The sequence below is a fragment of the Streptomyces sp. NPDC045287 genome (genome assembly GCF_056432325.1).
Genome location: NZ_JBWKJG010000012.1, coordinates 1 through 12,225, shown reverse-complemented (window position 1 = coordinate 12,225; position 12,225 = coordinate 1). Strand labels below are relative to the sequence as shown.

Annotated in this window: 6 protein-coding genes; 3 read left to right on the top strand and 3 right to left on the bottom strand. The window is 72.7% G+C overall.

What is annotated here, in order from left to right:
• Positions 1-149: 149 nt before the first annotated feature.
• The gene (locus AC07D6_RS20265; RefSeq protein WP_315879100.1) at positions 150-1,163 is read right to left on the bottom strand and encodes a LacI family DNA-binding transcriptional regulator; all 1,014 of its coding nucleotides are present in this window, start codon (positions 1,161-1,163) and stop codon (positions 150-152) included.
• 358 nt (positions 1,164-1,521) lie between these two features.
• Between AC07D6_RS20265 and AC07D6_RS20260 the strand changes: the two genes are divergently transcribed.
• Positions 1,522-2,487 carry a glycoside hydrolase family 6 protein gene (locus AC07D6_RS20260; RefSeq protein WP_479046229.1) on the top strand — a complete coding sequence of 322 codons (966 nt, stop codon included), beginning with the start codon at positions 1,522-1,524 and terminating at the stop codon, positions 2,485-2,487.
• A 95-nt stretch (positions 2,488-2,582) separates the two neighbouring features.
• On the top strand, positions 2,583-3,863 hold the full coding sequence (locus tag AC07D6_RS20255) for a glycoside hydrolase family 6 protein (protein ID WP_315879098.1): 1,281 nt from the start codon (positions 2,583-2,585) through the stop codon (positions 3,861-3,863).
• Positions 3,864-4,608: 745 nt separating this feature from the next.
• Here AC07D6_RS20255 and AC07D6_RS20250 read toward each other — a convergent pair.
• Together AC07D6_RS20250 and AC07D6_RS20245 are read right to left on the bottom strand one after the other, a co-directional pair.
• Positions 4,609-7,170, bottom strand: a complete 2,562-nt coding sequence (locus tag AC07D6_RS20250; RefSeq protein ID WP_479046225.1) for a glycoside hydrolase family 9 protein — start codon at positions 7,168-7,170, stop codon at positions 4,609-4,611.
• Between the two features lie 812 nt (positions 7,171-7,982).
• Entirely contained in the window at positions 7,983-9,803 is a 1,821-nt protein-coding gene (locus tag AC07D6_RS20245) for a rhamnogalacturonan lyase (RefSeq protein ID WP_315879139.1), read from the bottom strand.
• Between the two features lie 889 nt (positions 9,804-10,692).
• Here AC07D6_RS20245 and AC07D6_RS20240 point away from each other — a divergent pair.
• Positions 10,693-11,808, top strand: a complete 1,116-nt coding sequence (locus tag AC07D6_RS20240; RefSeq protein WP_479046222.1) for an AI-2E family transporter — start codon at positions 10,693-10,695, stop codon at positions 11,806-11,808.
• The last annotated feature ends 417 nt before the right edge of the window (positions 11,809-12,225 follow it).

The window sequence follows — 12,225 nt, the reverse complement described above, 5'->3', positions numbered from 1 at the left end:
CAAAAGGCGGCGTGGAAACCCTGCCGCCCCCTCGACGGTCTGTCAAGGCGGCTGAGCAGGGTGGGGACGGGCACTGCGCGCGGGCGAGCGCAGGGCGGAACGCGGGCCGGAGCCCGGGGCGGCCGGGAAGTCGGCCGCAGGACGGCCCGTCAGGCGCTGGCGCGGGTGACCAGACGTGTGGGAAGGATCAGCGGGGTGGGGGCCTGCCCGTTGATGAGCGCGACGAGCATGCGCGCCATCTCACGACCGAGACCCTCTATGGGTTGGTGCACCGTGGTCAGCGGCGGATCGGAGATCCGGGCCACGGCCAGGTCGTCGAAGCCGACCACGGCGACGTCGGTGGGGACGCGGCGGCCGGCCTCGCGCAGCGTGCGCAACGCTCCCACCCCCATGTTGTCGCTGGCGGCGAACACCCCGTCCAGGTCCGGGTGCCGCGCCAACAGCGCGGCCATGGCGGCCGCCCCGCTCGACTCGGTGAAGTCACCGGCTTCCGGCGAATACGGTTCCAGGCCCGCCGCCAGCACGGCGTCCAGGTAACCGCGGTAACGCGCGCGCCCCACCTCGGTGTCCAGGCGCCCGCAGATCGTGGCCACCCGGCCCCGGCCGCGCGAGATCAGGTGCTCGGTCGCCGCGCGCGCTCCGCCCACGTTGTCGACGTCCACGTACCACCGGGGGTCTAAACCGACGGGGCGCCCGCCGAACACGACGGGCATCTCCGCCTCCTCCGCCATGCGGGCCAGCGGATCGTCCTCGCGCAACGCCATCAGCATCACGCCGTCGGCCGCCTTGGACCGGAGGAGCTGCTCCACGCGACTGCGCCCCCGGTCGGAGGCGGCCAGGCACAGCATCAGGTGCAGGTCGGCGTCCTCCAGCGCGGCCGAGGCACCCACGATCACCTGGGCGAAGAACGGATCCGCGAAGATCGACGGATCCTCCCCCGAGACGACCAGGGCGGCCGCGCCGGTCTGGCGGGTCGCCAACGCCCGGGCGGTCGGATTCGGTACGTAACCGAGTTGGTGGACGGCCCGTTCGACCGCCTCGCGTTTGGCGCGGCTGACGTGCGGGGCGTTGTTGAGCACACGCGAGGCCACCGACCGCGAGACTCCCGCCAGTTCGGCCACCTCGTCGAGTGTCGACTGCCGGCGCGGCACACCTACGGCCATGATCTGCCCTCCTGTCGCGGTCTGAACGCCTGAACGCCCGGAAGGCTGGGAGCGCTTCCAGTTCCAGGACTGTAAAGCCTTCTTGCCGTCATGTGAAGTTCTGGTTGCGTGAGGACACTTGACAGTGCCGATCAGCGCATCACACGATACGGCCACACTCCGGACCTGCAGACTGCGTACTGGAACCGCTTCCAATGGGAGCGCTTCCAAGGGTTCTTGTACGTCCGAGGTGTGCTGGTGTCCCACCGGTGCGCCACCGCAGCACGGGGGACCTCGTACCACCGCACTTCCTCAATGCGCCGCCCGCTCGGGACGAGACCGCGCGACGCATCCGCCGTCAGGAAACCGAGGTACAGTCATGCGCCGCAGAATCCGCGCCCTCGTCGCAGCCCTCTCCGCGCTGCCGCTGGCGCTCGCCGTCGCGCCGTCCGCCCACGCGGCCGACCCCACCACCATGACCAGCGGGTTCTACGTGGACCCGAACACCAGCGCCAAGAAGTGGGTCGCCGCCAACCCCGGCGACGGCCGGGCCGCCGCCATCAACGCCTCGATCGCCAACACCCCGACGGCCCGCTGGTTCGGCTCCTGGAGCGGCACCATCGGCACCGCCACGGGCGCGTACGTCGGAGCGGCGGACCACCAGGACAAGCTGCCCGTCCTGGTCGCCTACAACATCTACCACCGCGACTACTGCGGCGGGCACTCCGCCGGCGGAGCCACCTCCCCGTCCGCGTACGCGAGCTGGATCGCCCAGTTCGCCGGCGGGATCGCCAACCGCCCGGCCGTCGTCATCCTCGAACCGGACTCCCTCGCGGACTACGGCTGCATGAACCAGACCCAGATCCGCGAACGCCAGGGCATGCTCAGCGGCGCCCTCGCCGAGTTCAACCGCCAGGCCCCCAACACCTGGGTCTACATGGACGCCGGCAACCCGGGCTGGGCGAGCGCGGCGACGATGGCCCAGCGCCTCCACGAAGCCGGCCTCCGCCAGGCCCACGGCTTCTCCCTCAACATCTCGAACTACTACACCACCGCCCAGAACACCGCCTACGGCAACGCCGTCAACAGCGAACTGGCCGCCCGCTACGGCTACACCAAGCCGTTCGTCGTCGACACCAGCCGCAACGGCAACGGCTCCAACGGAGAGTGGTGCAACGCGGCCGGCCGGCGCATCGGCACCCCCACCCGGATGGGCGGCGGCGCCGAGATGCTCCTGTGGATCAAGGCCCCGGGCGAGTCCGACGGCAACTGCGGCGTCGGAACCGGCTCCACGGCCGGCCAGTTCCTGCCCGAGGTCGCCTACAAGATGATCTACGGCTACTGACCTCGGACTCCTGTGGCCCGGTGCCCGCCGCCCCGCGACCGGGCCACAGGCACCACCGAACCGCCCCACCCCCACCCCTTCGACCAGGAGCCTCCATGAAGCCACGCAGCCTACGGCGCCGTGCGACCGCCGCCCTCGCGGCGCTCGCGGCCTGCGCCGCCCTCACCGCGACGCAGGGGCAGGCGCAGGCCGCACCCGCCGGGGACACGCTCACCCCGGCCACGAAGTTCTACGTGGACCCGCACAGCAAGGCCGCCAAGCAGGCGCTCACCGACCTCGGGAACGGTGACTTCGCGAACGCCCTGAACATGGCCAAGCTCGCGAGCTGGCCGCAGGCCGAGTGGTTCACCGAGGGCACGCCCCAGGAAGTCCGGGCCAAGGTGAGAAGCCTCGTCCGCGAAGCCCGGGTGGTGAACCGGACCCCCGTCCTGGTCGCCTACAACGTGCCGGGCCGGGACTGCACCCAGTACTCCAGCGGCGGTGCCGCGTCCTCCGCCGCCTACCGGCAGTGGATCGACGCCTTCGCCGCCGGCATCGGCGACAGCAAGGCCGTCGTCGTGGTCGAGCCCGACGGCCTGGCCCTCCTCCCCAGCGACTGCGGGCCGGGCGTGGACCCGACCGGCGAACTCACGGCGACCCGCATCGCCGATCTCGCGTACGCGGTCAAGACCATCAAGTCCAAGGCCCGCACCGCGGTCTACCTGGACGCGGGCAACGTCCTGTGGCGTTCCGTCGGCGACATGGCGCGGCGCCTGCTCGACGCCGGTGTCCAGCACAGCGACGGCTTCGCCCTCAACGTGTCCAACACCCACCCCACCGACCACAACGCGCGCTACGGCACCTGGATAGCCAAGTGCATGTGGTTCGCCACCGAAGGGCCCGAGGAGGCACGCGGCCACACCGACTGGTGCGCCACCCAGTACTACTCGCCCGCCGCGCCCAACGACGGCGCCCCCGGCAACGCGGTCGACTCCGCCGACCCCGCCACCTGGCGTTGGACCGACGCCTGGTTCGACCAGAGCGTGGGCACCCCGCCGAACGACGCGCTGCACCACTTCGTCATCGACACCAGCCGCAACGGCCTGGGCGCCTGGACCCCGGAGCCCGGCAAGTACACCGGTGACCCGGAGGCATGGTGCAACGCGCCCGGCCGCGGCCTCGGCCCGCGCCCGACCGCCGACACCGGCGTCCCCCTCGTCGACGCCTACCTGTGGATCAAGATCCCCGGCGAGTCCGACGGCAGCTGCACCCGCAACACCGGCGGCACGATCGACCCCGAGTACGGCATCGTCGACCCGCCCGCCGGCACCTGGTGGCCCGACCAGGCCCACACCCTGGCCCGCAACGCGGCACCGCGGCTGACCTTCAACCGCTGAGCTCCGCCACCACCCGCGCCCGGCCACGGGAAGCCTCCCGCCCGTGGCCGGACGCCCCCGTCACCCGGCCTCGGGCGCAGCCGTGCCTCCCGGACCGCGCGGGTGGTCGCGGTCCCGGGGCCGCGCCGGGGCGCGTCCCGCCCCGGCCGCGCGAGGGCCGGTTCGGTGGCGGCGGTCGCCCTCTCGGCCGGCGGTTGACGGACCGTGGTCGAGGGCGGACCCCCGGGCCACGGCCGGTACGTCGGCGAGACCGACGACGCCGGGGTCGTCCGGGACGCGTGGGCCCGGCTCACGCGCGGCCGGGTGAGCCCGGGCGCCCGCACGTCGTGCGCGGTGAACACGGCGGTCGGGCGGTGGGGGCGGCAGAGCGGCTCGCGCGCCGTGGCGTGCCCGTGCTCGCGGCCGAGCCGGGTCTTCACCACGGGCCGGGCTCCATCGGCAGGCCGGCCTCGACCGGGGCGGGGACGTATCGGGAGCGCCGGGCACGGCAGGAGGCGCGTCGTCCCGTTGACCACGGTGACGCGCCGGTGACCCGGGTCGAGCGGACGGCGGTGCCGGATCTGGTCGGCACCACCGGGCCGGGCGCCGGGCACGGCCCCGGCACGGCACGGCCCCGGCACGGCAGTGCCGTGCCGGGAGCCGTCGTGAACGGCCGCGGCGCCGGAGGGTGACGCACCCGGCGCCCCGGGGTGGTGAAGGCCGCGCGGTGGCGGTCCGGGGCGCGGGGGCGTCGCGCCGCCCGGCGTCAGCCGAGGGCGCAGGTACCGCCGTTGAGCTTGAAGGCGGTGGGGTCGGCGGCCCGGCCACCGGAGGTGCCGTTGAAGCCGAAGGCCACCGAGCCGCCCGGCGGGATGGTGCCGTTCCAGGAGGCCGGGCGTGCGGTGACCTCCTGCCCGGTCTGGGTGATCCGGCTGCTCCAGTGGTGGGTGATCCGCTGGTCGTCGGCGAACGACCAGGTCAGCTCCCACGGGCTGATCGCCTCGGTGCCGGTGTTGACGACCGTGACGCGGCTGGTGAAGCCCCCGTTCCAGCGGTCGGAGGTGTAGCTGACCTTGCACGCGGCCGGGTCGGGGTCCGGGGCACCGGAGGCGCCGAGGTCGTCCACGTAGGAGGCGACCCAGGCGAGCGGGGCGTTCCAGTTGATGGTGATCTCGTTGGTGGCCCAGGACTCGATGTCGTCGATGTAGCACATCGCCGGGGCGCAGCCGCGGAGCTTGATCTGGGCGACCGGGTCCTGGATGTCGACGTTGGGGCCGCCCGCGACCGAGCCGGGCGCCGGGTTGGGCAGGCTCGGGTTGAGCTGGTGGGCCCAGTGCCGGTGGTGCTGGTTGTGCGAGTCCCGCTCACCGTAGCCGGTGACGTACGACTGGTTGAGCGGGTTGCGGCCCAGCAGGTAGTCCAGGCCGCCCAGCAGCGCGTCCCGGTACTTCGCCTCCCCGGTCAGGTCGTGGGCGACGCCGAGCACCACCATGTTGTTGAGCACCCCGCTGTTGGACCCCCACACGTAGCGGTTGTCCTCCGGGGCGTAGGGCACGCCGTAGGCGGCGGCCTGCGCGTCCGCGGCGTAGCGGTCGGCGGCGCTGGTCACCATGGACCGCACGGTGGCCAGTTCGGCCGCCGTCAGGTCGTTCTCCACGGTCGCCAGGGACAGCGCGCCCAGCCCCGCGGTGCCGCCCCACCACATGCCGCCGCGCGGGAAGACCTTGTCCGCGTCCCCGTGCAGCGGGGAGTCCAGCACGTGCCGGCGGTAGTCGTCCTGGCCGGTGGTGACGAAGAGCTCGGCCGCGGCCCAGTAGAACTCGTCGGTCACGTCGTTGTCCTCGTACGCGCCGCCGCCGACGTTGTCGTTGGGGTTGGCGTAGACCTCCGGGTGGGCCAGGGCGGCCTGCCAGGCCGTGGTGGCCGCGGTCAGGCAGCGGTCGGCGAAGGCCGCGTCGTACTGCCTGAACAGGCGGGCGCACTGGGCGCCGGCCGCGGCCAGGTTGAGGGTGGCCGCGGTGGACGGCGGGTGGAGCAGCCGCTTCTGCGGATCCTGGTGCGGCAGCATCGGCAGTCCGGTCCACTTCTCGTCGTGGACCTTGTGGTGTGCCATGCCGGCCAGTTCCTCACCGGCGGGGACCTGCATCTTCATCAGGAAGTCGAGCTGCCAGGCGGCCTCGTCCAGGATGTCCGGGGTGCCGTTGCCCCGCTCGGGCACCCGCAGCCGGCCGTCGCCCAACGGCTCGCCGTCGGCGTTCTCGGCGGTCAGGGTGCGCTCGTAGGTGGCCATCACCTGGGCGACCGAGATGCCGCCGTTGACCACGTACTTGCCGTGGTCGCCGGCGTCGTACCAACCCCCGCGCACGTCCAGGGTGTAGTCGCAGACGCCGGGCTGGCAGGGCACGTCGCCGTCGCCCTGGTTGGGTGCCGCGTTGAGGTGACCGGCGGGACGGGCGTACTCCTCGCCGACCAGGTCGGCGTCGATCTCGATGCCGCTGCGGTTGTGGTAGAAGTACGCCAGCGCGTCGCTGCGCAGCCGGGCGTACAGGTCGTCGCCGATGGAGAACGGCTCGCTGGTCTCACCGGCGATGGTCACGGTGTAGCCCTCGCCGGCCTTGGTGATCCTGCTGAAGTCGAAGGTGTGCACGTGCTGGCGCGAGGTCGGGTCCTCGCCGAACACCTTGGTGGTGCCGGTGGCCGCCGTGCTGCCGTCGGGGGCTTTCAGGGTCCAGGCCAGCGGCTGTGTCGCCTCGGTGACGAAGGTGCCGCTCTTGGGACCTTCGGTCAGGTAGCCGACCTGGTTGATCCGGACCGGTGAGCCGGTGTCCGGCTGGTAGACCGGGGGCTCGGCGCCGCCGGTGAGCGAGACGTCGTCCAGGCAGAGGGTGTACGCCTCGGCGTGGCCGCCCGTCTGGAAGCCGAGTTGGGCGGCGTCGTTGTCGGCCTTCGCGGTGAAGGTGTGGCTGAAGGTCTGCGGCTCGGTGGTGATCCGGTCGGTCGAGAGGTGCTCGGCCGTCCAGGGCTCCACGGCCATCTGCACGGTGGTGCGGATCGTGACGGGAGCGGTGGCGTGCGCGGTGAAGCTCAGCTCGTACCCCTCGCCGGCCAGCAGGTCGATGCCGTCCTGCCCGATGATGGCGTCCCACGGGTTGGTGGTGCCGGCGGGAACGTCGGCGCACAGCTCGCCGTCGACCACGGCGGCCGAGCTGTTCGCCGTCCACCACCAGGGGGCGGTGCCGGCGGAGAAGTCGCCGTTGGTGATCTGCTCCGGGCCCTCGGCCGCTCCGGCGGTGGGGGCCGCGACGAGTCCGGCGATCAGGGCGCCCATGACCGCACTGCCCAGGAGGCGACTTCTGCGACGGTGCCCGCGATGGGGAGTGGAAAGCGATGGGTGGGGGAAACGGCTCACGCCTCGGTCCTCACTCGATTACGGAAAGGCACGGGAGCGCTCCCACGCCCACTGAACGTTCGAACTGTGGAATTCTGTACGAGACATGTCAACCCCTCGTGTCGAGACCGGCGCGCCCGCCGTGGGGGGTCAGGGGCGAGATTCGGCCAGTCGCAGAGCGCCGTTCCCCTGGGCGGACGGCGCCTACGGGGGCACCGGCCGCGTCCCGGCCCTGGACGCCCGCCTCCGGCCGCGGCCCACTGATGGCCGAAACGTGTCACCCCGCCGCAGCGGGTGGACCGGTCGAGCCCCGGAGGCCCGCACGCCCCGAAGACCCCCACGCCCCGGGCCGGCCCGCCCGACCCGCCCGGGACCGGCCCGGTGTGACGCCGGGCCGTCCGCCGACCCGATGAGCCCACCACGGACGGCGCCGCCTCCGGCGGGTGCGGTGTTCGACCGGTCGGCCCGGTCGGCCCGGTCCGCCGAAGCCGTGGGCCGCTGCTGGTCGCGGGGCCGCCTGTTGGCGTGGCTGGCGGATCGATGAGCCGCTCCCCGTCCGGCTGACCCCTCGGCCGGTTCCGCTGGACCAGGCGAGGGAGAGGGGCGGGCTCCACCGGCACGGCCGCCGTCGGCCCGCCGGCCCCGTGCCCGGCCGCGCTCTCACCGCTCGTCGGCGCGGCTCCCGCCAACGGGAGCCGCGCCGAACGATTCACCGTCCCCGATGCCGCCGGCGCCGGGGCGTACGCCGGGGGTCAGGGTGTGTAGACGGCGGGACGGGGCGGGGTGGGCATGTTGCCGCCGATGAAGAAGCCGGGGTGCGGCGGCTGGTTGTAGGCGGTGTTCTGCCAGGCGAGGGCGGTGCGGTACTGGGTGTCGTGGAGCAGTGTGGTGATGCGCGTGCTCGTCTGGTGGGGCGTGCTGTAGATGCGCAGGGCACGGTTGTCGGTGGTGGGCCAGATGACTTCCTCGCGCCAGTCGCCCAGGATGTCCCCGGACAGTGCGGGCGTCGACTTGGTGCCGTTGTTGGAGCGGACGCCGGAGCCGGTCAGCAGGCGGGTGTCACCGGACGTGCCGTACTTGTCGATGCGGGTGCCGTCGAGGAGCTCACGGACCGTGTCGCCGTCCCACCACGACAGGAAGTTGACGCTGGACGGTTCCCGGCCCAGGGAAGCGCCGGTCGCGGAACGCAGGGTGGTGTCGGAGGCCGACCACGCCTCGGCACCCGGGCTGCCGGCGTAGACGTCGGCGGCGACGCCGCGGCCGTTGTCGGCGCCCGACGCCGTCTGCCACAGGATCTGGCCGGTGCGCGCGTCGGCCATCCAGGAACCGGGCTTCGAGGAGTCCTCGGACACCTTGAAGTACTCCAGGCCCGCCCGCGACGGGTTGAGGTCGCCGACGTGGCCGGCGTCGCCGTGGCCCAGCCTGGTCGTCCAGAGCCCCGCGCCGTTGTCGTCGACGGTCATCGCGCCGTAGACGATCTCGTCCTTGCCGTCGTTGTCGACGTCGGCGATCGACAGGCTGTGGTTGCCCTGGCCGTCGTAGCCCTTGCCGCTGTTGGTGGAGGAGTTGGTGTCGAAGGTCCAGCGGCGGGTGAACTGGCCGTTCCGCCAGTCCCAGGCGGCGACGACCGTGCGGGTGTAGTAGCCGCGGGCCATGATCAGGGACGGGCGGGAACCGTCCAGGTAGGCCGTGCCCGCCAGGAAGCGGTCGACGCGGTTGCCGTAGGAGTCGCCCCAGGAGGAGACCGTGCCGCGCGCGGGGACGTAGTCGACACTCTGCATCGCCTTGCCCGTCTGCCCGTTGAACATGGTCAGGTACTCGGGGCCGGACAGGACGTAGCCGGAGGAGTTGCGGTGGTCGGCCGTGGAGCTGCCAATGACGGCGCCGGTGCCGTCCCGGGTGCCGTCGGCGGTCTTCATGGCGACCTCGGCCCTGCCGTCACCGTCGTAGTCGTACACCTGGAACTGCGTGTAGTGGGCGCCGGAGCGGATGTTGCGCCCGAGGTCGACGCGCCACAGCCGGGTGCCGTCCAGCCGTATGCCGTCGACGATCGTGTTGCCGGTGTAGCCGGACTGGGAGTTGTCCTTGGCGTTGGTCGGCTGCCACTTCAGGACCAGGTCGAGCCTGCCGTCGCCGTCGAGGTCGCCGGCACTGGCGTCGTTGGCCTCGTACGTGTACGCCACCCCGTCCGGGGTCGTGCCGCCGGCCGGTGGTGAGATCGGCACGTCCAGGTATCCGGGGCGGAACTGGAGCGCGTGCTCGGAGGAGGGCTGCTCGCTGCCGTTCACCACCGCGCGCACCGTGTAGTCGGCCGAGTCCGGGGCACCGGCGTCGAAGTAGTTGGTCGAGGCGGTGAGAGGCGAGGAGTTGAGCTTGGTACTGCCGCGGTAGACGTTGAACGCCACGTTGTCCGGGTCGGTGGCCAGCCACCGCCACGACACCAGATTGCCGCTGCTGGTGTGGACGCTGGTCAGCCCCCGATCGAGGCGCTCCACCTGCCGCGCGGTCGCGGCGTGCGCGGTCTGCGGCAGCCCGGCGAGCGCGGTGACGGCCAGTGCGGCCGCGGCCGTGATGCAACTGACCAGCCGGTTCCCTGCTTTTCGGGAGCGTGGCGGGGTGCGGGTGAGCCGGTGTGCGTCGGTCACGATGACCTCCGATGTGTGGGGGTGTGAGTGAACGCGGTGTTCCTGGGGGCGGGAGTGGGGGGTGAGGGCTCACTCAGACGGGGGTGGGAACGTTCCCACGGGCCGTGAGCGTAGGGAGGCGCCGATAGGGCGTCAAGGATTCTGTCGGAGTTTGGTGTTCGGCCATGTTCGGGTCCGTGGTCTTGTCGCCGCGTGGTGATTGACAGCCGGAAGGTCGGCCGGGAAACTGCGGAAAGCGCCCCGGCGCCCACGCGGGTACGGCCCCGACCGTTCGGGGCCCGGAAGGTCGGCCGAGGTGGTTCGGCCCGTGGTTGTGCACCCATGGGGCGCCTTGTTCTGTGAACGTACACAAAGACGGCCGGGCCGACCGCAGGGCCGTCCCCGCCCGGCCCGCTGACCCCGCCCACCGGTGCCGCCGCTCGGCGGCGCGTGCCGGGCGGCCTGCCGCGCCGTCCCGTGCCGAAGCCGGCATCGGCCCGGGAGCCGTGCAGCGGGTGCCGCTCTCACGGGCCCCTCCCGTCCTGGGCGGCGGAGGGGAGCGGACCGGCCGGTGCGGGCCGGCGCGCGGGCCGGCCCGCGCAGGCCGTGCCGTGGCGGTGCCCCCTCGTCGGGGGCGTGGTGCCCTCGCTCGACGCGCGGCCGAAGGACCCTGCCGGTTCCGTGTCCTCCCACGGCCGGGGGCGGCACGGGACCGTACGGCTGCACGGGACCGTACGTCCGTACGGCGCCCCACTACCGCGGGCAGCCCCCAACAGCCGGAATTCTCCTGGTCGGTGGTGGTGGCAGGCCGTGCGGGGAGGACCCGTAGGGTGCTTCCATGCCTGCTTCGTTGAGTTCCACGAAAACCGCCGCCGCGCTGCGTACATCGGCGCGGGTTTCCGTCGAGTTGCTGCTGGTCCTCGTGACGGTCTCGGCGGCCCTGTGGCTTCTGGGGCGGATGTGGTCGGTGGTCTGGCCTCTCATAGTGGGCTTGTTCCTCACGACGCTGACCTGGCCCCTGGCCCGCTTCCTGCGCCGGCACGGGTGGCCCCCCGCCTTGGCCGCGTCGGTGGTCACCGTGGTGTTCCTGCTCGTGGCCGCGGGCATCGTGGCGCTGATCGCGGTGCCGGTGGCGTCGCAGTCCGGCGAGTTGGCCGACGGTGTGGTGGAAGGCATCCAGAGGGTGCGCGAGTGGGCCGCCGGGCCGCCGCTGAACATCGGCGACGACCAGATCACCGGTGCTTTCGACGCGGCCGTCGCCCGGGTCCAGGACAGCCTCGGCAGCATGGTCACCGCGGTGGTCACTGGGGTGAGCACCGTGGTCAACGGCGTGGTGACCGCCGTCCTGGCGGTCTTCCTGATGTTCTTCTTCCTCAAGGACGGCCCGAGGTTCCTGCCCTGGCTGACCCGTCAGCTCCCCGGGCGGCTGGCCACGGACGTTCCGGTCGTGGCCGCGCGCGGTTGGGAGACCCTCGGGGCGTTCGTACGTTCCCAGGCGTTCGTCGGGCTGCTCGACGCCGTCCTCATCGGCATCGGCCTGTGGGTCCTCAAGGTCCCGCTGGTGCTCCCGCTCGCGGTACTGACCTTCGTGTCCGCGTTCGTACCGATCGTGGGCGCGCTCTTCGCCGGTCTGGTCGCGGTGCTCATCGCCCTCGTCTCGAACGGCCCGACGGACGCGCTGATCGTGCTGGCGATCATCGTCGTGGTGCAGCAGCTCGAAGGCAACGTCTTCCAGCCCATGATCCAGAGCCGCGGGCTCGGCCTCCACGCCGCGGTGGTCCTCCTGGCGGTCACGCTGGGCGGCAGCCTGGCCGGCATCGTGGGCAGCCTGCTCGCGGTCCCGGCGGCCGCGTTGATCGCGGTGGTCTGGAACTACCTGCGCGAGCAGCTCAGCGAGCCGCGGCAGGAACCGGAGGGCGAGGAGTCGCACCCCGCTGAGGCCGTTCCGTCGTGACGTCCGGCCGGGCCGCGCCGCCCCGTCGGTTCGGTGGGCGGCACCGTGCGGACGGCCGGCGGGCAGGGGAGGCGGCCGAGCCGGTACCCGCCGGCTCAGAGGAGGGGCCGGTGCCCGCCGGGACCCGCCGGCCCCAGTCGGCGCTGCGGTGTATCGCCGGGCCGCGCTTCACCCGGGGAACACCACGATGAGGCGGACGAGCGGGCCCGTCCGCACCAAGACGCGAGGTGTGGACGGGCCCGCTCGGGAACCGGGCCGCGGGGGTGACGGTCAGACGGTGGTCTTCACCCGCTCCTGGTCCTGGTGCTCCTCCGTGGTCTCACCGGCGTCGCGGCGGCGGACGAACTCCAGGAAGGAGTTCAGCTCGCGCTTGACGACGGGGGCGAGGAGGTACAGGCCGATGATGTTGATGACGGC

What these genes read in the sequence shown, in the direction of transcription:
- AC07D6_RS20265 (WP_315879100.1), bottom strand. Translation starts at nt 1,163, where the DNA reads ATGGCCGTAGGTGTGCCGCGCCGGCAGTCGACACTCGACGAGGTGGCC.
- AC07D6_RS20260 (WP_479046229.1), top strand. Translation starts at nt 1,522, where the DNA reads ATGCGCCGCAGAATCCGCGCCCTCGTCGCAGCCCTCTCCGCGCTGCCG.
- AC07D6_RS20255 (WP_315879098.1), top strand. Translation starts at nt 2,583, where the DNA reads ATGAAGCCACGCAGCCTACGGCGCCGTGCGACCGCCGCCCTCGCGGCG.
- AC07D6_RS20250 (WP_479046225.1), bottom strand. Translation starts at nt 7,170, where the DNA reads ATGGGCGCCCTGATCGCCGGACTCGTCGCGGCCCCCACCGCCGGAGCG.
- AC07D6_RS20240 (WP_479046222.1), top strand. Translation starts at nt 10,693, where the DNA reads ATGCCTGCTTCGTTGAGTTCCACGAAAACCGCCGCCGCGCTGCGTACA.